Origin of the sequence: Actinoallomurus bryophytorum, from assembly GCF_006716425.1 — a bacterium.
Taxonomy (GTDB): Bacteria; Actinomycetota; Actinomycetes; order Streptosporangiales; family Streptosporangiaceae; genus Actinoallomurus; species Actinoallomurus bryophytorum.
In genome coordinates this window covers 708,520-733,246 of sequence record NZ_VFOZ01000001.1, presented here as the reverse complement: position 1 = coordinate 733,246, position 24,727 = coordinate 708,520, and the positions used below count along the sequence as shown (strand labels likewise).

At 69.4% G+C, this 24,727-nt stretch carries 27 protein-coding genes; 23 read left to right on the top strand and 4 right to left on the bottom strand.

Translation table 11 applies throughout. The features are described from left to right. Positions 1-57: 57 nt before the first annotated feature. The 4 genes from FB559_RS03500 to FB559_RS03485 all read left to right on the top strand — a co-directional run bounded on the left by FB559_RS03500 (position 58) and on the right by FB559_RS03485 (position 5,682). Positions 58-1,458, top strand: coding sequence for an ammonium transporter (locus FB559_RS03500; RefSeq protein ID WP_342780910.1), 1,401 nt, complete (start codon positions 58-60; stop codon positions 1,456-1,458). Beyond that, positions 1,455-1,793: a P-II family nitrogen regulator gene (locus tag FB559_RS03495; protein WP_141953172.1), complete on the top strand. Its 339-nt coding sequence runs from the start codon at positions 1,455-1,457 to the stop codon at positions 1,791-1,793. The genes FB559_RS03500 and FB559_RS03495 overlap by 4 nt, the downstream gene beginning before the upstream one ends. A gap of 2 nt (positions 1,794-1,795) precedes the next feature. Continuing rightward, positions 1,796-4,114: a [protein-PII] uridylyltransferase gene (locus FB559_RS03490; protein WP_141953170.1), complete on the top strand. Its 2,319-nt coding sequence runs from the start codon at positions 1,796-1,798 to the stop codon at positions 4,112-4,114. Positions 4,115-4,290: 176 nt separating this feature from the next. Beyond that, the gene (locus FB559_RS03485; RefSeq protein WP_221639881.1) at positions 4,291-5,682 is read left to right on the top strand and encodes a hypothetical protein; all 1,392 of its coding nucleotides are present in this window, start codon (positions 4,291-4,293) and stop codon (positions 5,680-5,682) included. Positions 5,683-5,727: 45 nt separating this feature from the next. Here FB559_RS03485 and FB559_RS03480 read toward each other — a convergent pair whose 3' ends face one another. Next, positions 5,728-6,099 carry a cupin domain-containing protein gene (locus tag FB559_RS03480; protein WP_141953168.1) on the bottom strand — a complete coding sequence of 124 codons (372 nt, stop codon included), beginning with the start codon at positions 6,097-6,099 and terminating at the stop codon, positions 5,728-5,730. 96 nt (positions 6,100-6,195) lie between these two features. Here FB559_RS03480 and FB559_RS03475 point away from each other — a divergent pair, with 96 nt between their 5' ends. The 11 genes from FB559_RS03475 (at position 6,196) to FB559_RS03430 (ending at position 15,092) form a co-directional block, all read left to right on the top strand. Then, positions 6,196-6,642 (top strand): MarR family winged helix-turn-helix transcriptional regulator, encoded by a 447-nt coding sequence (locus FB559_RS03475; protein ID WP_141953166.1) that lies wholly within the window; start codon positions 6,196-6,198, stop codon positions 6,640-6,642. 120 nt (positions 6,643-6,762) lie between these two features. Further along, positions 6,763-8,316, top strand: a complete 1,554-nt coding sequence (gene ffh / locus FB559_RS03470; protein ID WP_141953163.1) for a signal recognition particle protein — start codon at positions 6,763-6,765, stop codon at positions 8,314-8,316. Positions 8,317-8,547: 231 nt separating this feature from the next. Beyond that, positions 8,548-9,018, top strand: a complete 471-nt coding sequence (gene rpsP, locus FB559_RS03465) for a 30S ribosomal protein S16 (protein WP_141953161.1) — start codon at positions 8,548-8,550, stop codon at positions 9,016-9,018. Position 9,019: 1 nt separating this feature from the next. Continuing rightward, entirely contained in the window at positions 9,020-9,262 is a 243-nt protein-coding gene (locus tag FB559_RS03460) for an RNA-binding protein (RefSeq protein WP_141953158.1), read from the top strand. 137 nt (positions 9,263-9,399) lie between these two features. Further along, positions 9,400-9,897 carry a ribosome maturation factor RimM gene (gene rimM, locus FB559_RS03455; RefSeq protein WP_141953156.1) on the top strand — a complete coding sequence of 166 codons (498 nt, stop codon included), beginning with the start codon at positions 9,400-9,402 and terminating at the stop codon, positions 9,895-9,897. A gap of 5 nt (positions 9,898-9,902) precedes the next feature. Next, positions 9,903-10,676, top strand: a complete 774-nt coding sequence (gene trmD / locus FB559_RS03450; RefSeq protein ID WP_141953154.1) for a tRNA (guanosine(37)-N1)-methyltransferase TrmD — start codon at positions 9,903-9,905, stop codon at positions 10,674-10,676. A gap of 104 nt (positions 10,677-10,780) precedes the next feature. Next, positions 10,781-11,131 (top strand): 50S ribosomal protein L19, encoded by a 351-nt coding sequence (gene rplS / locus FB559_RS03445; RefSeq protein ID WP_141953152.1) that lies wholly within the window; start codon positions 10,781-10,783, stop codon positions 11,129-11,131. Positions 11,132-11,273: 142 nt separating this feature from the next. After that, a complete protein-coding gene (lepB, locus tag FB559_RS03440) occupies positions 11,274-12,221 on the top strand; it encodes a signal peptidase I (protein ID WP_246121332.1) in 948 nt (315 codons plus the stop codon). Between the two features lie 486 nt (positions 12,222-12,707). Then, positions 12,708-12,857: a hypothetical protein gene (locus tag FB559_RS43615; protein ID WP_185792022.1), complete on the top strand. Its 150-nt coding sequence runs from the start codon at positions 12,708-12,710 to the stop codon at positions 12,855-12,857. 1,107 nt (positions 12,858-13,964) lie between these two features. Beyond that, positions 13,965-14,753, top strand: a complete 789-nt coding sequence (locus FB559_RS03435) for a ribonuclease HII (protein WP_246121331.1) — start codon at positions 13,965-13,967, stop codon at positions 14,751-14,753. A 27-nt stretch (positions 14,754-14,780) separates the two neighbouring features. Continuing rightward, the gene (locus tag FB559_RS03430) at positions 14,781-15,092 is read left to right on the top strand and encodes a DUF2469 domain-containing protein (RefSeq protein ID WP_141953149.1); all 312 of its coding nucleotides are present in this window, start codon (positions 14,781-14,783) and stop codon (positions 15,090-15,092) included. 482 nt (positions 15,093-15,574) lie between these two features. Here FB559_RS03430 and FB559_RS03425 read toward each other — a convergent pair whose 3' ends face one another. Next, complete coding sequence (locus tag FB559_RS03425) at positions 15,575-15,823, bottom strand: hypothetical protein (RefSeq protein ID WP_185792021.1); 249 nt, start codon at positions 15,821-15,823, stop codon at positions 15,575-15,577. 371 nt (positions 15,824-16,194) lie between these two features. Between FB559_RS03425 and FB559_RS03420 the strand changes: the two genes are divergently transcribed. From FB559_RS03420 to FB559_RS43610, 4 genes are all read left to right on the top strand, one after another. Then, complete coding sequence (locus FB559_RS03420) at positions 16,195-16,551, top strand: YraN family protein (protein ID WP_141953147.1); 357 nt, start codon at positions 16,195-16,197, stop codon at positions 16,549-16,551. Next, positions 16,552-18,111, top strand: coding sequence for a YifB family Mg chelatase-like AAA ATPase (locus FB559_RS03415; RefSeq protein WP_141953145.1), 1,560 nt, complete (start codon positions 16,552-16,554; stop codon positions 18,109-18,111). 97 nt (positions 18,112-18,208) lie between these two features. Then, on the top strand, positions 18,209-19,306 hold the full coding sequence (dprA, locus tag FB559_RS03410; RefSeq protein ID WP_246121330.1) for a DNA-processing protein DprA: 1,098 nt from the start codon (positions 18,209-18,211) through the stop codon (positions 19,304-19,306). A gap of 37 nt (positions 19,307-19,343) precedes the next feature. Next, a complete protein-coding gene (locus FB559_RS43610) occupies positions 19,344-19,481 on the top strand; it encodes a hypothetical protein (RefSeq protein WP_185792020.1) in 138 nt (45 codons plus the stop codon). A 127-nt stretch (positions 19,482-19,608) separates the two neighbouring features. Here the strand turns inward: FB559_RS43610 and FB559_RS03405 are convergent, their stop codons facing one another. Both FB559_RS03405 and FB559_RS03400 read right to left on the bottom strand, forming a co-directional pair. Then, complete coding sequence (locus FB559_RS03405) at positions 19,609-20,193, bottom strand: maleylpyruvate isomerase family mycothiol-dependent enzyme (RefSeq protein WP_246121329.1); 585 nt, start codon at positions 20,191-20,193, stop codon at positions 19,609-19,611. A gap of 432 nt (positions 20,194-20,625) precedes the next feature. Then, complete coding sequence (locus FB559_RS03400; RefSeq protein WP_141953139.1) at positions 20,626-21,156, bottom strand: M23 family metallopeptidase; 531 nt, start codon at positions 21,154-21,156, stop codon at positions 20,626-20,628. A gap of 277 nt (positions 21,157-21,433) precedes the next feature. Between FB559_RS03400 and rpsB the strand changes: the two genes are divergently transcribed. The 4 genes from rpsB to frr are packed head-to-tail and all read left to right on the top strand — an operon-like array spanning position 21,434 to position 24,714. Further along, positions 21,434-22,447: a 30S ribosomal protein S2 gene (gene rpsB / locus FB559_RS03395; protein ID WP_141953137.1), complete on the top strand. Its 1,014-nt coding sequence runs from the start codon at positions 21,434-21,436 to the stop codon at positions 22,445-22,447. 47 nt (positions 22,448-22,494) lie between these two features. Next, complete coding sequence (tsf, locus tag FB559_RS03390; RefSeq protein WP_141953135.1) at positions 22,495-23,331, top strand: translation elongation factor Ts; 837 nt, start codon at positions 22,495-22,497, stop codon at positions 23,329-23,331. Positions 23,332-23,372: 41 nt separating this feature from the next. Further along, on the top strand, positions 23,373-24,140 hold the full coding sequence (pyrH, locus tag FB559_RS03385) for a UMP kinase (protein WP_141953133.1): 768 nt from the start codon (positions 23,373-23,375) through the stop codon (positions 24,138-24,140). Positions 24,141-24,156: 16 nt separating this feature from the next. Continuing rightward, entirely contained in the window at positions 24,157-24,714 is a 558-nt protein-coding gene (gene frr, locus FB559_RS03380; protein WP_141953131.1) for a ribosome recycling factor, read from the top strand. Positions 24,715-24,727: the final 13 nt, after the last annotated feature.

The following is a 24,727-nucleotide window of genomic DNA, read 5'->3' as shown; positions in this document are numbered from 1 at the left end:
ACGGTGCTGCTCGAAGCTCCAGAGCAGTATCGACCACCTCACCCGAAGGGACGCCGCATGCCGCCGGACGTTCTCAAAATGTTGAATTCAGGCGACACCGCCTGGCTGTTGGCGAGCTCAGCTCTTGTGCTTCTCATGACCCCGGGTCTGGCGTTCTTCTATGGCGGTATGACCCGGTCCAAGAGCGTCCTCAACATGCTGATGATGAACTTCGCCACGATCGGCATCGTCAGCGTGCTGTGGGTCCTCTACGGCTACTCCCTCGCGTTCGCCAAAGACGTCGGCAACCATGGTTTCATCGGCGGGTTCGGCCGGGTCGGGCTGAAGGACACGCTGATCTCGGCGTCGGGCACCTCGCCGGAGCTGGCCTTCTCCTCCTTCCAGCTCATGTTCGCCATCATCACCCCCGCGTTGATCAGTGGTGCCATCGCCGACCGCGTGAAGTTCGGCGGCTGGTGCACCTTCGTGGCCATCTGGACCACGGTCGTCTACTTCCCGGTCGCCCACTGGGTCTTCTTCTTCGGCGACCTGACGACGACCAAGGACGGTGGCTTCCTCGCCGACCACATCGGCGCGCTCGACTTCGCGGGCGGTACCGCGGTCCACCTGAACGCCGGTATGGCCGGTCTCGCCATGGCTCTGGTGGTCGGCAAGCGTGTCGGCTGGCCCAAGGAGCCGATGCGCCCCCACAACGTCCCGTTCGTGCTGCTCGGCGCCGGTCTGCTGTGGTTCGGCTGGTTCGGCTTCAACGCCGGCTCGGCACTGGCCGCCAACGCCCAGGCGTCGGTGGTGTTCATGAACACGCAGGTCGCGACGGCCGCCGCGGCGCTCGCGTGGGTCATCGTGGAGAGGTTCCGCTACGGCAAGTCCACCGCGCTGGGCATGGCCTCCGGTGCGGTCGCCGGACTCGTCGCGATCACCCCGGCCTGTGCCTCGGTCAACCCGCTCGGTGCGATCGTCGTCGGCCTCGTCGCCGGTGCGCTCTGCTCCGTCGCGGTCGGCATCAAGTCCAAGTTCGGCTTCGACGACTCCCTCGACGTCGTCGGTGTGCACGCGGTCGGCGGCGCGGCGGGCGCCCTGCTGATCGGCTTCCTGGCCACCCCGACCGTGACCGGCATCCTGACGCCGGCCAAGGGCGACGGACCGGCCGGCCTCCTGTACGGCGGCGGCTTCAGCCAGCTCGGCAAGCAGGCCATCGGCGTCGTGATGGTCGGCGTGTACTCCTTCGTCCTCACCTGGATCATCGGCAAGATCCTCGACAAGATCATGGGTCTGCGGATCACCGATGAGGACGAGGTGTCCGGCATCGACTTCGCCGTCCACGCGGAGACCGCGTACGAGATCGGCGGCGCGTTCGGCGGCGCCGGCGGCGGCGGGATCATCGCTGCTTTGAAGGGCGACAATGGCGGGCAACCCGTGGAGAAGCCCGGTGACACGAAGGTAGAGGCTGAGGCATGAAACTCGTCACGGCGGTGATCAAGCCGTTCAAGCTCGACGACGTGAAGGCGGCGCTCGAGACGTTCGGTGTGAACGGCCTCACGGTCAGCGAGGCCAGCGGGTACGGCCGCCAGCGCGGACACACCGAGGTCTACCGGGGCGCGGAGTACAAGGTCGACCTCGTACCCAAGCTCCGCGTCGAGGTCCTCGTCGACGACGAGGACGCCGATGACATCGTCGATGTGATCGTGAAGGCGGCGCAGACCGGCAAGATCGGCGATGGCAAGGTCTGGTCGGTCCCGGTCGACACCGTGGTGCGCGTCCGTACCGGTGAGACCGGGCCGGAGGCGCTGTAAGGGTGACGGACACGATCGGGGGAGGGCAAGGCCCGGCTGAGGCGCTGGCCCAGCCGGGCCCTGCCGTCGTGCCGGCCTCGACGGAGCAGGACAACGCACGTGCGCGGCTGCACGCCGAGCGTGCGGAGCGTGCGGACGAGCTCGACCGCACGCTGGCACGGCTGGTCGGCGCCGAGCCCGACGTGGCGCTGCTCGCGGTGGGCAGCCACGGCCGCCGCGAGCTCACGCCGGGCGGCGACGTCGACCTGGTCCTCCTCCACCGTGGCCGGCCCGACATCGCCGCGCTCGCCGATCGCGTCTGGTACCCGATCTGGGACTCGGGGCTGCGCCTCGACCACTCCGTACGTACGCCCGACGAGGGCCGCGCCGTCGCGCGCGAGGACCTCAAGGCGGCGACCGGACTGATCTCCGCCCGGCACGTGGCGGGCGACCCGGAGCTGACCAGGCAGGTACGCGAGGCGGTGCTCGCCGACTGGCGTGCCGACTCGCGGCGCCGTCTGCCCGAGCTGCGGAAGCTGACCCGGCGCCGGTGGGAGGACGACGGCGAGCTCGCGTTCCTGCTGGAGCCGGACCTGAAGGAGTCGCGTGGCGGGCTGCGCGACGTACACGCGATCCAGGCGGTCGCCGCCGCATGGGTCGCCCCCGCCCCGACGGACCGGGTCAAGGACGCCTACTCCCTGCTCCTCGACGTGCGGCACGCCCTGCACGCGTCCACCGGCCGCGCGGGCGATCGTCTCGTCCTCCAGGAGCAGGAGACGGTGGCCGGCGCGCTGGGCCTGCTCGACGCGGAGGTGCTGCTGCGCGCCGTGGTGGAGGCGGCCCGCACCGTGACTTTCGCCGTCGACCACATGTGGCGCGCGGTGGACCGCTTCTGCTCTCCGTCCGGACGGCCCGTACGCAGGCCGCTCGCCGACGGGGTCGTCGAACACGACTCCGAGGTCGTGCTGGCCCTCGGGGCCGACGCCACCAAGGACCCCACGCTCGTCCTGCGCGCCGCGGCCGCCGCGGCGCAGGCGGGCCTGCCGCTGGCGATCTCGACGGTCGAGCGGCTGGCCAGGGAGACCCCGACGATGCCGGTGCCGTGGCCGCCGGAGGCACGCGACGCGCTCGTCACCCTGCTCGGCGCGGGCCCGCCCGCGATCGGCGTGTGGGAGGCGCTCGACCAGGTCGGGCTGATCGAACGCCTGCTGCCCGACTGGGAGCGCGTACGCAACCGGCCGCAGCGCAACCCGGTGCACACCTACACCGTCGACCGCCACCTCGTGGAGACCGCCGCGCGCGCCGCCGCGCACACTCGCGACGTCGCCCGCCCCGACCTGCTGCTCGTCGGCGCGCTCCTGCACGACATCGGCAAGGGCTGGCCGGGCGACCACTCCAAGACCGGCGCCGTGATGGCGCGCGACATGGGGGAGCGCCTCGGCTTCGACACGGCCGACGTCGGTGTGCTGGAGGCCGTCGTACGGCACCACCTGCTGCTGCCGGAGACCGCGACACGACGCGACCTCGACGACCCGGTGACGATCGAGACGGTGGCCGAGGCGGTCGGCGACCCGGTCGTACTGGAGACGCTCGCCGCCCTCGCGATCGCCGACGGCCTGGCCACCGGGCCCGCGGCATGGGGTTCCTGGAAGGCCGGCCTCGTCGCCGAACTGGCCCGCCGCGTGGCCGGCGTCCTCGCGGGCGCCCCTCCGCAGGTGGCACCGGAGCCCACATCCGAACAGCTCGCCCTCGCCCGGCACGGCGGCGGAGCCGTACGCGTCGTGGGATCACAGATCACCATCGTCGCGCCGGACCGGCCCGGCCTGCTGTGGCAGGCCGCGGGCGTGCTCGCGCTCCACCGCCTCGCGGTCCGCGGCGCCCGTTCGGTGTCGTGGGGCGTGGGGGCCGAGGGGACGACGGCGCTGCTGGAGTTCATCGCGGTGCCCGACTACGGCTCGGGCCCGGACCCGGCCGCGCTCGAGGTCGACCTGCGCCGGATCCTGGCGGGCCGCCTCGACGTCGAGAAACGGCTCGAACGGCGGGCCCGCTCGTACCGTCCCCGCAAGGGCGTACCGGTGCCGCCGCCCCGGGTGACCATGATCGACGACGCGTCGGAGACCGCCACGGTCGTGGAGGTGCGCGCACACGACCGGCCCGGCCTGCTCTGGCGCATCGGGCACGTCCTCGGCTCGTTCGGCATGCAGGTCCGCGCCGCCCGGGTGGAGACGCTGGGCGCCGAGGCGGTCGACGTCTTCTATGTCGTCGATGCCGAGGGACGGCCGGTCACCGACGGAGCGCTACGCGCGTCGATCCGCACGGCCATCCTCGAGGCCGTCCGCTAGGGACCTGCGTGAGGTGTGGGCACCCACGGAGGAGGCGAGCCGCCCTCGGCTCGGCCCGGCCCGGGTGACGTGGCACAGACCGGCCAGTGAAGATCGCGGAAACGGTGGCCGGGGTCGTTGACGGTGCCGGTGTGGGCGATGACGCTTCTTGGGTCCGCGATGCCTGGGAGGCTCCTGTGCGAAGAACTCTGCTCGCCCGCACCGCCGTGCTGGGAGGCGTTGCGGCCGCCTTGGGGCTGATGGCGGTCCCGGCGGCCACGGCGGGGACCACGGTCGTCGACCGCGGTCACTCGCAGGTGGTCACGTTCCGCACGAGCCACGCGGGTGAGGCGCTCGTCGACGTGACCGCCGCCGCGCCCGGCGTGTCCTGGGCGGTCAAGGGCCACGAGTCCGCGGTGCTGTCGCTGTTCGTCGACGGCCGGTACGCGACCGATGACGTCGTGCCCGCCGCGTTCCCGATCACCAGGGAGTTCGCGCTCGGGCACCTGAAGGCCGGGCGGCACCGGCTGTCGCTGCGTCTCGCCGCCGACCGCTCCGCCGGCCGTACGGTACGCGTGACCCGCACGTCGTTCCGCACGGTGAGCCGGGGTCAGGCCTACACCGACCTGTCGCACGCCCCGATCCTGTACGGGCGGAACGGCGCCGACTCGGGCGGCCCGTTCCAGAACGCCTCCACCGACACCCCGCTCGTCGCCTGGCACGAGGACGTCCCCGCCCTTCTTCCCGGGCACCGGCTGCTGACCTACTCCTACATCTGGAGCAACGAGGACGGCGGCACGTCCACGCCGCAGCTGATGGCGCGCTGGGGCCGTACGACCGACATCGAGTGGATCTACCAGGTCGAGGTCGACGCCCGTGGCCGGCGCGTACCGGGCACCGCGGTCATCCAGGCGCCGAACCACGTGACCCAGCCGTTCGGCGGGACGTACGAGGGCGACCACCCGCTCATGCAGACCTGCACGCTGAACAACAACATCTGCGACACGGTCGATGACCCGATGAGGTTCTTCCTGTCCACCTCGGGGTCGCTGGACGCCGCGACCGAGGCACGCGAGCAGGTCATGGACCGCAACCCGTGGACGTACTGGGTGGCCGCCGCCGAGTCGCGCCGCGAGGGGAAGGTGCAGGCGGACCCGCCGACCTCCTCGACGGACTTCATCGCCGACCCGCGCGACTACCTGTACCTGGTCGTGCGCAAGGAGACGGTGAACCCGCCGAACCTGCTGGACTGGGTGGGTCTGTCCATCGGCGTGCGGCTGAAGGGCGACCCGACGCTGTACCGGTCGGACCACCTGTTCCCGGACCGCTCGATCCAGCGCGACCTGCCGGCCGCCACGACGGTGCAGCTGCCGCCGGGCACCAAGGCGTCCGACATCGAGCAGATCACCGCCATCCGCGTACCGGCGACGGCCGTCGACACGGGCGCGACGATCAACGTGAAGGCGATCAACCGCGCGTTCTTCCTGGGCGGAGACGACCAGCCCGGCACGTCGTTCCTGTCCGGCCCGACGCCGGCCACCCTGACGCCGGCCGACCCCACCGCGGTCCTCTACAGCTCGACCGTCTGACGCTCGCGGGGGCCGCTCCCGCCGGGGGAGCGACCCCTCCGCGGGTCATTCGGACCAGGGGGGCACGACGGTCTGGCCGTTCAGGGACGCTTGGACGCCGGCCGAGGTGCAGACCAGCACCTGCGCGCTCTCGCTCCCGTCGTTGCCCAGGCTGAACGGCACGCCCGGCGGCACGATGAGCGCGTCTCCCGGGCCGGCCTCGCACGGTTCGCCGCCCAGGGTCCCGGACAGCCGCCCGGTGCGGACGACGAAGACCTCCTCGCGGTCCACCGTGTGCTCCTCGCCGCGTACGCCGGGCCCCACCTCCAGATGCCAGATGGCCAGCTCGGACGTCCCTCGGCTGGGAACGGCGATCGGGCGCGCGGTCAGACCGTGGAACTCGATCGTCCTCGCCTCGGCGAGTGTGCTGACGGGCATGGTGTCCTCCTCGATATGGTCAAGCTACTTGACGACTAATAAGGTAAAGCGGCTTGTCTAGATGGTCAAGCCGCTTGTCTTTATAGGAGGTCGCCTATGAGCGGCGAGATCCCAGGACTGCTCGGCATGGCCTTCCACGCCGTCATGGAGGAAGTGCACGTCAGGCTGGCCCAGGAGGGCTTCGACGACGTACGGCCCGCGCACGGCTTCGCGTTCCAGTACCTATCGGTACGCGGTGGCGCGACCGCCGTCGAGCTGGGGGAGCATCTGGGCGTCACGAAGCAGGCCGCGGTGCAACTGGTCGACGAACTGGAGAGACGCGGTTACGTCGAGCGCCGGCCGCACCCGGTCGACCGTCGTGCCCGCGTCGTCGTGCTCGCCGCGCGCGGCTGGGCCTGCGTCGAACGCGTCGTCGCACTGTGGGGCGAGATCGAAGGCCGCTGGGCCGCGATGGTGGGACCCGAGCGGCTCACGGCGCTCCGCGACGACCTGTCGGCGTTCGTCGTCGCCGCGGGTTCCCCGCCGATCCGCCCTCTCTGGTGATCCGGCGGCGGTGAAAACGACCGCGAGAAGAGATGGCGGCGCTCAGGCCGATACTCAAGCGCCGCCGAGCGGATAGTGTTGGAGGCCGATCCCCGAAGCTTCCTAGGACTGGCCACACACGTGTTCGAGACGCTTTCCGACCGGCTGACTACGGTCTTCTCCTCGCTGCGCAGCAAGGGCAAGTTGTCCGACGCGGACATCGACGCCACGGCACGCGAGATCCGCATCGCGCTCCTTGAGGCCGACGTGGCATTGCCCGTCGTCAGGGACTTCATCACGCAGATCAAAGAGCGGGCCCGCGGCGCGGAGGTGTCACAGGCGCTCAACCCCGCTCAGCAGGTCGTCAAGATCGTCAATGACGAGCTCATCAACATCCTCGGTGGTGAGACGCGGCGGGTCCGATACGCCAAGAGCCCGCCGACCGTGATCATGCTGGCGGGCCTCCAGGGTTCCGGTAAGACGACGCTCGCGGGCAAGCTGTCGCGGTGGTTCAAGAGCGAAGGGCACGCGCCGCTCCTGGTCGCCGCCGACCTGCAGCGACCCAACGCCGTACAGCAACTGCAGGTGCTCGGCGAGCGCGCGGCCACCCCGGTGTACGCGCCCGAGCCCGGCAACGGCGTCGGCGACCCGATCAAGGTGGCTCGCGACTCGATCGAGCACGCCAGGCACGCGCAGCACGACGTGGTCATCATCGACACCGCCGGCCGGCTGGGCATCGACACCGAGATGATGCAGCAGGCGGCCGACATCCGCGACGCGGTCGGCCCGGACGAGATCCTGTTCGTCGTCGACGCCATGATCGGCCAGGACGCCGTCACGACGGCGCAGGCGTTCGTCGACGGCGTCGGCTTCGACGGTGTCGTCCTCACCAAGCTCGACGGTGACGCCCGCGGCGGCGCCGCGCTGTCCGTACGCCACATCACCGGCCGCCCGATCATGTTCGCGTCGACCGGTGAGAAGCTCGAGGACTTCGACGTCTTCCACCCCGACCGGATGGCCGGCCGGATCCTCGACATGGGTGACATCCTCACCCTGATCGAGCAGGCCGAAAAGGCGTTCGACGCCGACCAGGCCGAGAAGATGTCGACGAAGTTCGCCTCAGGCGAGGATTTCAGCCTGGAGGACTTCCTCGAGCAGATGCAGATGATCCGCAAGCTCGGGCCGATCAAAAATCTTCTCGGGATGATGCCCGGCATGGGGCAGATGCGGGGCCAGCTCGACGAGATCGACGACCGTGACCTCGACCGCGTCGGCGGCATCATCAACTCGATGACGCCCGACGAGCGGCGCAACCCCAAGATGATCAACGGCTCCCGCCGCGCGCGCATCGCGCGTGGGTCCGGTGTGTCGGTGACCGAGGTGAACAACCTCGTCACCCGCTTCTTCGACGCGCAGAAGATGATGCGTCAGATGGCCGGCGGGATGGGGATCCCCGGCATGCCGGGCACCCGCCGCAAGGCGGTCAAGGCGGCCGGAAAGAAGAAGAAGGGCAAGCAGCGCAGCGGTGACCCGCGCAAACGCGCCCAGCAGGGCGGCAAGCCCGACGGCGCGGCGCAGGACCCGATGCCGAAGGGGCTGCCGCCGGGCCTGGGCGGCGGCCTGCCCGGTCAGCTGCCGCCCGGCTTCCAGATGCCCGACCTGTCCAAACTGCAGAACCCGAAGAAGGGGAAATAACCGAATTCGGCCGTGTCGTGCGGTGATTGCCCGGTTCCGCCGGCTGATCATCGGCGAAAGCACTGGTCGATTGCGACTTCACCGCGATCGTCTGGCAGAATGGCAGGCTGGAATCGCGGTCAGTCAGGGACCCTCTCTAACCCGGGCGAGCCGTGTCCTTCCGAGTGGCAGCGCAGGTCCCCACCCGGCGCAGGTCCACTCATCCATGCGAATCTGGAGAACACCACAGCTGTGGCAGTCAAGATCAAGCTCAAGCGTCTGGGGAAGATCCGGGCACCGTACTACCGGATCGTCGTAGCCGACTCCCGCACCAAGCGCGACGGTCGCGCCATCGAGGAGATCGGCAAGTACCACCCGAAGGAGGAGCCCTCGTTCATCGAGGTCAGCTCCGAGCGGGTGCAGTACTGGCTGGGCGTCGGCGCCCAGCCGACCGAGCCCGTCCTGGCCATCCTCAAGATCACCGGCGACTGGCAGAAGTTCAAGGGCGAGCCGGGTGCCGAGGGCACGCTGAGGGTCGCCGAGCCGAAGCCTGACAAGACCGAGGTCTTCCAGGCCGCCGTCAAGGAGACCATGGGCGAGACCGAGGGCAAGGCGACCTCGCCGAAGTCCAAGAAGGCCGCTCCGAAGAAGGCCAAGAAGGACGAGGCGAAGGTAGAGGAGAAGCCGGCCGAGGACGCCGCCGAAGCCAAGAGCGAGGCGTAGCGTGCTCGAGGAGGCGCTCGAGCACTTGGTGCGCGGCATCGTCGAAAACCCGGACGAGGTCCAGGTACGGGCGCGCCGCCTTCGTAACGGCAGGGTCCTGGAAGTACGCGTGCACCCCGATGACCTGGGCAAGGTCATCGGGCGTAACGGCCGTACCGCCAAGGCCCTGCGCACCGTGGTGAGCGCCATCGCCGGAGGTCGCTACGTCCGCGTCGACCTGCTCGACCTCAACGAGGCGCGCTAGGGCGTGGCCGACGAATCCGCTGGCCGGCAGTGCGGCACGCCTTGCCGTCTCGTCGGTCGCCGGCCTGTACCAGGTCGGCTCCGCGAGGCGACAGCGCGCTCCGTCTGGTCGTCGGCTGCCGCGCCCGGAGCGGCCTGATGCTGCTCGTGGTCGGCCGCGTCGGCCGCGCGCACGGCATTCGTGGCGAGGTGAGCGTGGAGATACGCACCGATGACCCCGACGCGCGATTCGCGCCGGGGTCATCGCTTGCCACCGAGGACATCGGCCCGCTGACGGTCGAGACGGTGCGCACACACGCCGATCGCCTGCTGGTGCGCTTCGCCGGCATCGAGGACCGTTCGGCCGCGGAGACACTGCGCGGCGTCCTGCTGCTCGTCGACTCCTCCGAGGTTCCGCCGACCGCCGATCCCGACGAGTTCCACGATCACGAGCTCATCGGCCTGGCCGCGGTGACCGCGGACGGCGCCGATCTCGGTGAGATCGTGGACGTCGAGCACCACGGCCAGGATCTGCTGGTGCTGCGCCGTACGGCGGGCGGCGACGCCCTGGTGCCGTTCGTCAGCGCGATCGTCACCGACGTCGACGTGCCCGGCGGCCGGGTCGTCCTCGACCCTCCGCCCGGCCTGCTCGAGTGAGACCGATGAAACTCGACATCGTCACGATCTTCCCTGACTACTTCGCACCGCTCGACGTCTCGTTGCTGGGCAAGGCACGCCAGCGCGGCGACGTCGACGCACACGTGCACGACCTGCGCGGCTGGGCCCACGACCGGCACCGCACCGTCGACGACACCCCGTACGGCGGCGGCCCCGGCATGGTGATGAAGCCGGAACCCTGGGGGGAGGCGCTCGACGCGATCGTCCCGCCCGGCTCTTCGGCGCGGCTGGTCGTGCCGACGCCGAGCGGGCGCCCGTTCACCCAGGAACTGGCCGGCGCGTACGCGGCCGAGCCGTGGCTCGTGTTCGCCTGCGGCCGGTACGAAGGCATCGACGCCCGGGTGATCGAGGACGCGCGCTCACGGATGCCCGTCGACGAAGTGAGCATCGGCGACTACGTCCTGGCCGGGGGAGAGTCGGCGGTCCTGGTCATGGTCGAGGCGGTCACCCGGCTGCTGCCGGGCGTACTGGGCAACGCCGGTTCGGCCGCCGACGACTCTTTCGCGCCGGGCCGGATGGAGGCCCTTCTCGAGGGGCCGGTCTACACCAAGCCGCCGGACTGGCGCGGACGCCCGGTACCTCCGGTGCTGATGTCGGGCAACCACGGGGCGATCGCCAGGTGGCGGCGCGACGAGGCACTCCGCCGTACGGCGGCGATCCGGCCCGAGCTCATCGCCCGGAATGCCCTGGACGACGCTGATCGGCGTACGCTGTCAGAGGCCGGTTTTCCGATCGACGGCGAACATATGGCACACTGAGATGTCGACCCGGCTTCATGCTGGGCGCGCCCAGACTTCCCAGAAGACCCTTCGCGTTCCGGCGCTGTGCGCCTGTGCGCGTGTCCAACAGAGGAACCCCAGTCATGCACACCCTGATCCAGGAGATCGAGAACGCCGCGAAGCGGTCGGATGTACCGGACTTTCGCCCGGGTGACACGCTCAAGGTTCACGTGCGCGTGACAGAGGGCACCCGCAGCCGTATCCAGGTCTTCCAGGGCGTGGTCATCCGGCGTCAGGGCGGTGGCGCTCGCGAGACCTTCACCGTTCGCAAGGTGAGCTACAGCGTGGGCGTGGAGCGGACCTTCCCGCTCAACAGCCCCTCGATCGACAAGATCGAGATCGTCACCCGCGGCGACGTCCGGCGCGCCAAGCTCTACTACCTGCGCGACCTCCGCGGCAAGGCCGCACGCATCAAGGAAAAGCGCGACAACTGAGCGCGGCTTCTCGTTCCGCCCCGGGCGCCGCATCGGCGTTCCGGGGCGAACTTCGTTAATCGGTTGACTCCGGCGCCCTTGCTGGAGACGACACGCGGGCGATAGCCTCCCGCGCGGCTTCAGGGCATTAGGCTTCCCAATGATGAGCGACGACGATCAGGGCCTGCGCGAGCCCGCGCCCACTTCTGGTGAAACGCGCCACGACATGACTCGGTCCGGCGGCGCGCGGGACGACGGCTCCTTGATCGGAGACGATCGCTCCAACGATGATGAGGGGTCGGGGGACAAGCCCCCGAAGAAGAAGCAAGGCTCCTTCTGGAAAGAACTCCCCATCCTGGTCGGGGTGGCGCTGGCGCTGGCCATGGTCATCAAGGCCTTCGCCGTCCAGGCGTTCTACATCCCGTCACAGTCGATGGAGAACACCCTCAAGGTCGGCGACCGGGTCCTGGTCAACAAGATCGTCTACCACACGCGCGATATCAAGCGCGGTGACGTCGTCGTCTTCAACGGCCTCGACTCGTGGGACCCCGAGGTCCAGTACCCGCAGCCGAAGAACCCTGTCTCCAAGCTGCTGCACGCCATCGGGAGCGCGTTCGGTGTGGTGCCGGGGGAGAAGGACTACATCAAGCGCGTCATCGGCGTCCCGGGCGACCGCGTGTCCTGCTGCGACGCACAGGGCCACGTGATGGTCAACGGCCACCCGCTGACGGAGACGCCCTACATCTACACCGACCCGCAGACCGGCGAACAGAACCGCCCGTCGGACAGCAAGTTCAAAATCACCGTCCCGCCGGGCCACCTGTGGGTGATGGGCGACCACCGTGAGGTCTCGTACGACTCGCGCGGCCACATCGGCGACCCGGGCGGCGGCACGATCCCCGAGAGCCGGGTGATCGGCCGAGCCTTCGTGGTCGTCTGGCCGCTCTCGCGGGTCAAGACACTGTCGATCCCGTCCACTTTCGCCACCCCTGGCCTGTCCCTGCCGAACGACGCCCTGCCCGGCGCCCCACTGGCACTGGGCCTGGTGGGCGCGGTCCCGGTGACGCTGCTCCGCCGACGCCGCCGATCACGCCGCACGTCCACCGATTGACCGTCGCATTCGCGCGGCTCGTTCCTGACCCGCTCGGGCCTACCTGGTCACCTTGCTCCACGTCACCGGGCGCGAGCCGACCGACGCCGCGCACGGGGCGTTCGGGCGCGTACGGGATCTGGCGTACCGCCGAATCGCCCATCGGGAACAGGCCCGGCACCGGCATGACGATGGGCCCGCGCCCGCGCCCGCACGGTGCCCATCGTCAGGTCGCCCCCGGGCTGCTCGGCTGTGGCCGTCCCAGGCGCTATCCCGGTGCGGGCGGCTGACCCAGATGAGCAGGACGTCGCCGCGGGGTCGGCTGAGCTACTTGGGCCGTATGGTCTGGTTCGGCTGGGTGACCTGGTCCTGAGACTGGGCCATGTGGTGCACCGCATCGCCACGGCGCTCGACACCAGCCTCCTGCCCATCCGCGTCTGCCTACGGTCACGCCACGCCTTCGCCGGTTGACCTCAGTGCGCTGGGGCGAGGAGCGCGGAGATCGCGTTGGCTCGCTCCGACCCGCCCGACCTTGGTAGGCCGCCCAACCCCGAGCTGGACGTGTGCGCCTACGGCCTGTTCGGCCCCCACGCCGCCGGGATGCGATGGTCGGTGGCCTGGAGCTCGACCGGACAGCACAATTGCGGCGCGGTGTAGCCGGCCCAGCCGCTGCGCACCCACTTGCGGCCGTCGGCATGTGGGGCCTGCCTAGGTCGGCTGCGTGTTTCTGGTTCGTGGTTGCTGGGGACTCGGGTCCGATGGTCTGGTCGTCTGGCCTTCGCTGCGCTACCCGGTCCGGCCGTCGGCATGTGGGGCCTGCCTAGGTCGGCTGCGTGTTCCTGGTTCCTGGTTGCTGGGGACTCGGGTCCCACGGTCTGGTCGTCTGGCCCTCGCTGGGCTACCGGTCCGGCCGTCGTCGGCGCCGAGCCGGTCGGCTGACGCGCACGGCGGCGGTGGGTTCGCCTGCGACCCCATCTGCGATGCCTACGACCTCGCGAGGGGCCCCGCCTCGCCCGCCAGGTTGGCTGGGGTGGGTCCGGCTGCTGCGGAACTCGGGCCGCACGGTTCGGTGGTGGGACTGTCCGGATCGATCTACGTCCGCATATTTGGCCGAGGAGCCCAGACCCGGCCCACTCGGTCCGCCTCCACGGAGCGGCGTGGCCCGCCTGGCGCGCTGGATCGGCCAGAGGAGGTTCGCTTCGCCGAAACTCGACATCCCGCCGTTCGCCTGCCGCCCCGGCCGCGGTCGACATGACCACGCCCGGCATTGAGGTTCGCCCGCTCAAGGAGCTCACAGGGGACGAGGTCTTCAACTGGGTCTTCCTCGACGAGGTGTTCGTGCCATTTAGCAGGGGACTGTGGCTGATGGGTGCCCATTGCAAGGTTTCGTTCCGTACTAGCGTTCTATGCCGGTGGGAAGGCCGTAACCGGCCTATCGCCGCTCTGGGCTCGCGGGCGGATCGCCGGTTCCCAAACCAAATTTTGCCGGGCCGTTCTGAGGGCTCCGCTTGGCTTTGCGTACGGGGAGGCGGCGCCCTTGTTTCGTTAGCGCGCGGTCGCTGGGTGGGGTCTGGGGGATACGGGCCTGCTGAAGTGCGTGGGAATGGGCGTATCGGTGTGTTCGCACGACGTTGATCGTGGCGGGGAGCCTCAAGCGGGAGGCATGTGCCGCTCGGGTTTCGTCCCGACGAGACCATCCGTCGGTCGAGGTGTCCCGTGGCGTTCCGGCCCGAGCTTGGGGGTCGGCGACGTACCCTGCCTGATGTGCACATCGATGTCCGGGCTCATCGACCTCGTGGTCTCACTCCCCGGCGCGACGCCGGGTTGTATGCCTATGAGCGGGTGCTCGAACGCGCCGGGTTCGGCCCTGTCGCCGGGGTGGACGAGGCAGGACGAGGTGCGTGTGCGGGGCCGCTCGTGGTCGCCGCGGTCGTGCTCGCTCCGGCGCGCCGGGGCCGCCTTGAGGGGCTGGCCGACTCCAAGCTGCTCACCGCGAAGCGCAGGGAGCAGCTGTACGAGGAGATCACTGCCACGGCGTCGGCGTGGAGTGCGTTGATCGTGTCGAGGGAGGAGATCGACCGGATCGGCCTGCACCGGTGCAACATCGCCGGGATGCGCAGAGCACTGGCGGGTCTGAACATGGTGCCCGGGTACGTGCTCACGGACGGGTTCCGCGTACCCGGCCTGGTCGTACCGGGCCTGCCGGTACCCAAGGGGGACCGGGTCGCCGCGTGCGTCGCCGCCGCCTCGATCGTGGCGAAAGTGACACGAGACCGGATCATGGTCGAGCTTCACGAGCAGTACCCGGACTACGGTTTCGCCGTGCACAAGGGATATGTCACGCGTGCGCACACTGCGGCGCTTACCGAACACGGTCCATGTCCTGAACACCGTCACTCGTTCATCAACGTGGCGCGAGCGGCGAACGGGGAAACCGGGCAGACGACCGTGGTTGCCGGAACCACGGAGGAAGAAGATGCTCCCATCACTGGGGAAACTGATTGGGACGCGTCAGAGTATGAAGATACCGCCGGCCGGGCGGACGTCGCCTGAGCCGGCAGTACGGGGAGGGGAACGGCCATGAGCGCAGAGGATCTCGAAAAATACGAGACTGAGATGGAGCTCCAGCTCTATCGCGAATACCGCGACGTCGTCGGCCTGTTCGCGTATGTCGTGGAGACCGAGCGCCGTTTCTACCTGACCAACACGGTCGACCTGCAGGTGCGCAGCACCGAAAACGGCGAGGTCTTCTTCGAGGTCACCATGCAGGATGCCTGGGTGTGGGACATGTACCGCCCTGCCCGCTTCGTCAAGAGCGTTCGTGTCGTGACCTTCAAGGACGTCAACGTCGAAGAACTCGCCAAGAGCGATCTCGAACTCCCCGAGAGCTGATCGCAAACATCACGGTCCCAGCCGGGGGCGACCTGGTGCGTCCCTCGGCGGGGGGACACAGCGTGCCGCCCGAGCCGAAGCGGATATGGGCGGGCAGTCCGGATCGTGCTGATGTGCGGCCTCGTCCACTTCATCACCGCAGCCGACTGCCGCACCTTCCGGCTCCTGCTCCAGCCCCTCCTAGAGCATGTCTTACGGACGGCCGCAGGCCGCCGGCACACCGGTCTCGCCTGGCACGCAATCGCCGCCGCCGGCGAAAGGGCCTGACACGTCGGCCAGCCTGCCCGAGCTGTACAGCTAACCCCGTCCCGCCGAGTGCCCAGGCGGGCCGGTTGGATGGGGCTGCGCGGTTCGAGGGCGGGTCGGATGGGTCACGCGGTTGGGGTGTCGGTCGGATGGGGCTGCGCGGTAGGGGTGTCGGTCGGATTGAACCGTTCCGGCCTCGCCGCCCTTGACGACCATCACCGGACGCCCTCGTCCGACTACTCGAAGCCGCCGAGTGAGGTGCCGAACTCGACCGCGCCGCCGAGCTCCGCGAGCCGCAGCCTCAGCGCTTCCTCGATCCGCCATTCGGGCGTGATCAGGCTCGCCGGATAAGGGATGTCGGGGCGATCCCTCAGCGTCTCGGGGACGTCCAGCGTCACCTGGCCGTCGGAAGCGGTCGAACGGGTCGGCATCGCCATCCGGCCGCCTGCGATCACGCGGTCGATGATGCCGAGATCGCCGAACACATCGAGGCTATGCGGGTCGAGAGTCGGTCGGATCGAGCTGCTCGGACACCAGGGGCCGGTCGGATCGAGCTGTCGCATCAAGACTGGTCGGATCAAGGCTGGTCGGATCGAGCCTGCTTGCCAACCGACGTGTTGGTGGTGACTTCGATAGTCGATCTTGAGCGTGCCGTCCGCGCTCCCCTCACATCGAGGGGTCGTAGGTCCTCAGCGAACTCCACCACTCCGGACCTCAAAACGTGCGACTAGCCGGGCATACGACATCGCCCCGAAAGCGGCGACGAACCTTGAACCCAGGTGCGTTATCCACAGAACGTGATTCCACTACCGCCCATCGTGACCTTCCGGCAGTTTCGAGGTCGGAGGTGAGGCACATGCGCGCGAAGGACGTGCTTGGAAGGCTTGGCGAGGAAGCGGCCGCGAGGCATCTGGCCGGGCTCGGGTGGACGATCATCGACCGCAACTGGCGCTGCCCGGAAGGCGAGCTCGACATCGTGGCCCGCGATGGGGCCAGTCTCGTGGTGTGCGAGGTGAAGACCCGCTCCGGCCTCGTCTACGGCGCTCCCGTGGAGGCCGTCACGCCGGCCAAGGCGGCGCGGCTCCGCCGGCTCGCCGCTCGATGGGTGGCGATGCGCGGCATCGCGTACTCGCCCGTCCGCATCGATGCCATCGGGCTCGTGTCCGAGGGCGGCGGGCGGTTCAGCATCGACCACCTGAGGGGAGTGTGCTGAATGGCGCTCGCCCGCACCCGGGCCGTGGCCCTCTTCGGCGTGGACGGCCAGATCGTCGACGTGGAGGCCGCGATCACCAACGGTGTCCCCGGTCTCCATCTGGTCGGTCTTCCGGACACGGCGCTCAGCGAGGCGCGCGACCGGGTACGCGCGGCGATTCTGCACAGTGGCGAAAACTGGCCCAATCGCCACGTGACCGTGAGCCTCTTCCCTGCCAGCCTGCCCAAGCGAGGAAGTGGCTTCGACATCGCAATCGCCGTCGCCGTCCTCGGAGCGGGCGAGGCGTTGCCGACCGACGCCTGCGCGGGTCTGGTGATGATCGGAGAGCTCGGTCTCGACGGCCGGATCCGTCCCGTGTCCGGTGTCCTGCCCGCGGTGCTCGCCGCGGCTGACAGCGGAGCCGACACAGTGATCGTCGCGAAGGGCAACGCCGCCGAGGCGTCCTTGGTACCCGACGTCAAGGTGGTCGCGGTGGGATCGCTGCGCGCCCTGCTTGCCCGGCTGCGCGACCTGCCCCCGCCCGAGGATCCCGATGACGAGGCCGACGTGGAGGGCCCCGCGCCCCACACCGATGGGCTGGCCGCACGTTCCAAGGCCCGGCGCGGCGACCTCGACCTCGCCGACGTCCGCGGACAGGCCGAGGGGCGCAAGATCCTGGAGGTCAGCGCAGCCGGAGGGCATCACGTCTGCTTCATGGGCCCACCCGGCTGCGGCAAGACAATGCTCGCCGAACGCCTCCCCACGCTGCTCCCCGATCTCGAACGCGGCGCGGCGCTCGAGGTCACCGCGATCCACTCGGTCGCCGGCACACTCCCCGCAGGACAGCCTCTGATCACCCGTCCGCCGTTCCAGGCACCGCACCACACGGCGTCGCGAGCGGCCCTGGTCGGCGGCGGCAGCGCCCGGATGATCCAGCCAGGGGCCGCATCCCTCGCACATCGGGGCATCTTGTTCCTGGACGAGGGCCCGGAGTTCGGCGGCGGCGTCCTCGACGCGTTACGCCAGCCGCTGGAGGAGGGCGAGGTCGTGATCGCCCGTTCGGGCGCGACCGCCCGCTTCCCCGCGCGGTTCACGATGCTCCTCGCGGCCAACCCGTGCCCGTGCGCGGCCCCGAAGGTACGTGACTGCAGCTGCGCGCCATCGGTACGGCGCCGATACCTCGCCCGGCTGTCCGGACCGCTGCTCGACCGTGTCGATCTCAAGTCCCGGCTGAAAGAGGTGACACGTGCCGAGCTCCGCTACGACCTCGAACTCGCCGAGTCCAGCGAGGTCGTCGCCGAGCGGGTGCTCACCGCGAGAGACCGCACCCGCAGACGCCTTGCCGACACCCCGTGGCGCACCAACGCGGAAATCCCCGGCCGCGAACTACGGCGCAGGTTCGCCCCACCCGGACAGGCCCTGGCGACACTCGACCGCCCACTCGCCGACGGACGCCTGAGCGCCCGCGGCCTGGACCGTGTGGTCCGCGTCGCCTGGACCCTCACGGACCTCATCGGCAAGGAAGGACCCACCACCGACGAGATCAACCAGGCACTGGCCTTATGGGAGGGACGCACCTGACCGGAGCGGACACCACTCCGGACACCGGACCACGGGCGGGAGGCAACAGATGATCGTCCCTATTGAAGAACGGCTGGCGCGGGCCGTGCTCACATGCATGGCTGAGCCCGGCGACCAGCGCTTAGGCCGCCTGATCGAGCAGGAAGGGGCCCAGGACGCGCTCGCGGCCGTGCGCTCCGGTGAGGCTCCCGCCGGGCTGGACCGAGTCGAACTTGAAAAACGATTCCCTGCTTGGCGGGCACGGTTGTCGGAGGCCGACCCCGAGCGCCTCCTCGCCACCTGTGAGGAGAGCGGCGGCCGGCTTGTGTGCCCGGGTGAGGCGGAGTGGCCTTCGCAGCTAGACGACCTGGGTGACGGCCGTCCGTACGCGTTGTGGGTACGCGGCGATCAGGATCTGCGGTTCGGCTGTCTCAGATCGGTCGCACTGGTGGGAGCCCGAGCCGCGTCGGCGTACGGCATCCACGTGGCCGCCGAGATGGCCGCGGAGCTGGCGGACCACAACTGGACCGTGGTCAGCGGCGGCGCGTACGGCATCGACGCCGCGGCACACCGCGGAGTGCTCAGCGCCGATGGCCTGACCGTGGCGGTGCTCGCGTGCGGCGTGGACGTGACCTATCCGAGCGCGCATGCCGGCCTGTTCACGGAGATAGCACGGAGCGGTCTCCTGGTCAGCGAACTACCACCGAGGGCGACCCCGACCCGCCCGCGCTTCCTCATCCGGAACAGGGCCATCGCGGCACTGACCCGCGGCACCGTCGTGGTCGAAGCGGCCCAGCGCAGCGGTGCGATCAGCACGGCCCGCCACGCCCGCGACCTTGGCCGCGCCGTGATGGTGGTGCCGGGCCCGGTGACCTCGCCGACGTCCGCAGGCTGCCACACCCTCCTGCGCGAATGGGGCGAAGCCGTGTGCGTGACCGACGCCTCGGACGTTCTCGACCGCGTCGGCCTCATCGGCGACGACATGGCCCCTCAACGCCGCGGCCCGGTCCTCGACCGCGACCGCCTAGGCCCAGCCGCACGCGACGTACTCGAAGCACTCCCGTCACGCGGCGGAGCCGGCGCCGCCCGCATCGCGGTGACCGCGGGAGTAGACCTCGACACCGCCCTGACCTGCCTGGGCGCCCTCGCCGCAGGCGGTTTCGTCGAACGCTGCATGAAAGGCTGGAAACTACGCCACAACCCATTGGACCCCTGACCCGAATGTCGGCCTCGACATCACTCGGAGCGGCCCTATGGGCATCTGGATCGCCAGCGTCCAGCAGCTCAAGGGTGCTCTGCAGTCCTATGAGGGCGCGCTCATCATCGCGAGCCAGACGAACGTTCACCCCGAAGAACTTCGCCGACCACCCCCGAACGCCACCCCGGGTTGATCAGGCGAGCGCGCGACGTGGTGTGATCGTGGTGGCTCCGGTGCCCTGATCCGGCCGTTCCCCCGCGATATTCGTACGGCCCCGGACCTGGACCCGGCCGCGACCTGGACCCGGACCCGGACCCGGCTCAGTGGGCCTCCGCGAACTCCAGCTCGTCCTCGACCGAGTCGCGCCCCGACAGCCACAGGCCCAGGGCCTCGCGGGTGCCGCGTACCTCGCGTCCCCGGCCGACCGTCCGGTCGCCGTCGGTGAGTACGAGACGGTGGCGCAGCACGCGGCGGTTCATCCATAGGCTCAGCTGCATGCCCTCGCGCAGGATCGCGCGGGCGATCGGCTCGGGTACCTCGCGTGGCCGGCCGAGTCCGCGCAGGATGTCCTGGTGGTGCACGCCGAGGTCGCCGAGGAACAGCAGCGCGCCTAGCCGGCTGGTCAGGGCGGGGCGCTCAGCCCACTCGGCGGCACGATCCATCAGTTGAGCGCGGCTCAACTCACGGGCCTCGCGCGCCATCGCGGCGTTCGCCACGTTGATCCGGCCTCCATGGCGTACGTAGGTGCTCATGGTGTCGACGCCGATCACATGGCCGAGCACGTCGCGGGGCGACCAGTCCTCGCACAGGGTCCGTCCCGATGTGAACTCGTCGTCGGACAGGCCGTCAATCGTCTCGATCAGCCGCCGCCGCTCGCGGCGCTGCTCGTCTTCGAACGGGAACACACAAACCTCCGGGGCCGTCGGGGCCCGACATTCTTGATCTTCCAGCCGTCGACCGCAACTCTCCGTGCTCTGGTGCGAGCGTGCAGTGAAACGAGGCTGGGTCATTCTGTCGATCCGGCGCTGTTTCGGGTCGGTGACATGACGCCAGGCCGGTGGCGTCTTGGGTGGGTCCATTGACCTGAGGCGGAGGCCGAAACCGTGAGTGGCCGCATCGTTGGGCCGGGGGATCGGGCAATGCTCACGCCCAGGCATGGGCTGTTGGCGTGGTTCATCGGGGGCGGGTGGTGGAGGGGTCGGGGGGTGGCGAGGGGGCCTCGGCGGGTTCCGGGGGGTTGCGTCCCACCAGGGCAGTAGGCGTACGGGGCCGAGGCCCAGGAGGGTCAGGGGTCCAGGTACTTGGCCCCCTCGCGTGGGCCTCAGCGCACGCGTGGGTTATTGGCGGCGGGTGGTCGGGGGGTCGGGGGGTGGCAAAGGGGCCTCGGCTGGGTTCCAGGGGGGCGCGTCCCACCAGGGGAGTAGGCGTACGGGGCCGAGGCCCAGCAAGGTCAGGGGGTCCAGGTACTCGACGCCCTCGCGTAGGCCCCAGTGCAGGCATGGGGTCTGGCCGCAGTGGCCCAGGACGTTCTCGACCCTGCCGATCGGGTCGCCTGCCGACACCCGGCGGCCCGGGTGGACCGATGGGTGTACTGGCAGGTACGTCGTCCGCAGGGTGCCGTGGACGATCGTTACGACGCCTCGGCCGGCCAGGTCTCGGGCGAAGCCCACTCGGCCCGGGCCGGTGGCGTACACGAGGCTGCCCGGGGTGGCCGCCAGGTCGACGCCGCGGTGGCCGGGGTCCCACGGATGCGCCGGTGGGTCGAAGACACGCAGGATTTGCGGTGCCGGTCTCAGTGGCCACTGCCAGCCCGGGCCGGAGGGGGGTAGCAAGGCTGTGACCAGCAGAAGTATTCCATTCCACACCATGGGACCAGAGCATGCGCCCGCGCTCTCGGACCCGCCAGAGGGGTGCGCGAATGTGGATAACCCAAGGATGAATCATGCCGATTCCACGGCGGGGGCGTGCCGCCGGTACACTGACTGAACGGTCGCATGACCGAATTCACGCGCCCGCCGGTCACCGGTGTGAAGGTGGGGCTGCCCTCTCGGTCCGTGGCAACAGCCATGGGAGGGGCACGCACGGGCGCAGGAACAACCGAGAGCGGCCCGGAGAGCGACCGGGCCAGACAGGAGAACACGGGCAATGGCACCCGTCGTCACCATGAAGCAGCTCCTCGAGAGCGGCGTTCATTTCGGGCATCAGACCCGGCGCTGGAACCCGAAGATGAAGCGTTTCATCTTCACCGAGCGCAACGGCATCTACATCATCGACCTGCAGCAGTCGCTGTCCTACATCGACCGCGCCTACGACTTCATCAAGGAGACCGTCGCCCACGGCGGCACGATCCTGTTCGTCGGCACCAAGAAGCAGGCGCAGGAGTCGATCAACGAGCAGGCGCTGCGTGTCGGTATGCCGTTCGTCAACCAGCGCTGGCTGGGTGGCATGCTCACCAACTTCTCGACGGTGCACAAGCGCCTGACGCGTCTGAAGGAGCTCGAGGAGCTCGACTACGACGACGTCGCGGGCTCCGGCCTGACGAAGAAAGAGCTCCTCATGCGCAAGCGTGAGAAGGACAAGCTCGAGCGCACCCTCGGCGGTATCCGGGACATGGCGCGTGTGCCCAGCGCGGTGTGGATCTGTGACACCAAGAAGGAGCACATCGCCGTCAACGAGGCCCGCAAGCTGGGCATCCCGGTCGTCGCGATCCTCGACACCAACTGCGACCCGGACGAGGTCGACTACCCGATCCCGGGCAACGACGACGCCATCCGTAGCGTCAGCCTGCTCACCCGCGTCGTCGCCGACGCCGTGGCCGACGGCCTGATCTCCCGCGCGGGCGCCGCCACCTCCGGTGACGAGAAGCCCGCCGCCGGTGGTGGCGAGGAGCCGCTCACCGAGTGGGAGCGCGAGCTGCTGGAGAAGAAGGACGAGACTCCGGCCGACGCAGCCCCCGAGGCCGCAGCCGCCGAGACGGAGACGCCCGCCCCCGAGGCAGCGGCTCCCGAGGCGACCGAGGCCGAGGCCGAGGCCACCGAGACGACCGAGGCGACCGAGGCAGCGGCTCCCGAGACGGCCGAAGCCGCTCCCGAGGCGGCCCCGGCCGACGCCGAAGCCGCGCCCGCCGAAGCCGCGCCCGCGGAAGCCCAGGACGCCTGACGCCTGACGGCCACCAGAACGACGACGACGAGAGAGACACGACCACAATGGCGAACACCACCGCCGCGGATGTCAAGCGGCTACGGGAGCTCACCGGTTCGGGCATGATGGCCTGTAAGAAGGCCCTTGAGGAGGCGGAAGGCGACCTTGACAAGGCCGTCGAGCTGCTGCGCCTCAAGGGTGCCAAGGACGTCGGCAAGCGTGCCGAGCGGACCGCGGCGAACGGCCTGGTCGTTGAGTTCTTCAACGGCTCGGGCGACGGCACGCTTCTCGAGCTGAACTGCGAGACCGACTTCGTCGCCAAGAACGAGCAGTTCATCGCGCTGGCCGACCGCATCGCCGAGTTCGCCGCGGGCAGTGACGCGGCCGACGCGCCGGCGCTGCTGGCCGCCGAGATCGAGCCGGGCAAGTCGGTGCAGCAGCTGATCGACGACAACAGCGCCAAGATCGGTGAGAAGATCGAGCTGCGTCGTTTCGCCCACTTCAAGGGCGCCTTCGTGACCAGCTACCTGCACAAGTCCGACCCGTCCCTGCCGCCGACCACCGGCGTCCTGGTCGAGCTGGACGTCGACAACGCCCAGGTCGGCAAGGACGTCGCGCAGCAGATCGCGGCGATGTCGCCGAAGTACCTGAGCAACGACGACGTGCCCGAAGACGTCGTCGCCAAGGAGCGGGCCCTCGCGGAGCAGATCACGCGTGACGAGGGCAAGCCCGAGCAGGCGATCCCGAAGATCGTCGAGGGCCGCGTGCGGTCCTACTTCAAGGACTTCGTCCTGCTCGAGCAGCCGTTCGTGAAGGACCCCAAGAAGACGATCGCCAAGGTCCTCCAGGAGTCCGGCGTCACCGTCAAGCGCTTTGCCCGGTTCAAGGTCGGACAGGCCTGAGGGTCGCCGGGGACTGAACGAGAGACTAAGGAGCCGCCGCCGTGCAGGAAAAGGAAACCACCGACACGACGGCGGCTCCGTCGCCTCAGGTCCATGGCTGGAAGCGGGTGCTCCTCAAGCTGTCCGGCGAGGCGTTCGCCGGCGGCGAGGGGCTCGGCATCGACCCGTCGGTCGTGCAGCACATCGCGAAGGCGGTCGCCGAGGTCACCCGTGAGGGAGTGCAGGTCGCGGTCGTCTGCGGCGGCGGGAACATGTTCCGCGGCGCGCAGATGTCCGCACGTGGCATGGACCGCGCCCGCGGCGACTACATGGGCATGCTGGGCACGGTGATCAACTGCCTGGCGCTGCAGGACTTCCTGGAGAAGCTCGGGGTCGACACGCGGGTGCAGACCGCCATAACGATGGGGCAGGTGGCGGAGCCGTACATCCCGAGGCGCGCCATCCGTCACCTCGAGAAGGGGCGCGTGGTCATCTTCGGTGCCGGCATCGGCCAGCCGTTCTTCTCCACGGACACGGCCGCCGCCCAGCGCGCCCTGGAGATCTCCGCGGACGCCGTGCTCAAGGGCACCCAGGTCGACGGCGTGTACGACGCCGACCCGAAGACCAACCCGGACGCCTTCCGGTTCGACCGGCTGGAGTACGTCGAGGTGCTGCAGCGTGGGCTGAAGGTCATGGACGCCACCGCGATCAGTTTGTGCATGGACAACGGTCTGCCGATCGTCGTCTTCGACCTGATGGGTCAGGGCAATATCGTGCGGGCCGTACGCGGTGAGAAGATCGGCACATTGGTAAGTCCGGCGGACAGTTGAAAATCAGGAGCCTAAGGTGATCGACGATATCCTCCTCGAGGCCGAGGAGAAGATGGAGAAGGCCGTCACTGTCGCCAAGGACGACTTCACCAGCATCCGGACCGGGCGCGTCACGCCCGCGATGTTCAACAAGATCACCGCGGAGTACTACGGGACGCCGACCCCCATCAACCAGCTCGCGTCCTTCCAGCTCCCCGAGGCCCGGATGGTGATCGTCGCGCCGTACGACGCCTCGTCGCTGACGGCGATCGAAAAGGCCATCCGAGAGAGCGATCTCGGAGTGAACCCCGGAAATGACGGTAAGATCATTCGTGTGGTCTTCCCCGAGCTCTCGGAGGAGCGCCGCAGGGAGTTCATCAAGGTGGCCGGGCACAAGGCGGAGGACGCGCGGGTCTCGATCCGCAACATCCGTCGGCATGCCAAGGACGCCTTGGACAAGCTCGCCAAGGCCGGCGACGCGGGCGAGGACGACGTGCACCGCGCGGAGAAGGATCTCGACGACTTCACGCACAAGCACGTCGCGAAGATCGACGAGTTGCTCGAGCACAAGAAGGCCGAGCTGCTCGAGGTCTAGTGGGACTCGAACA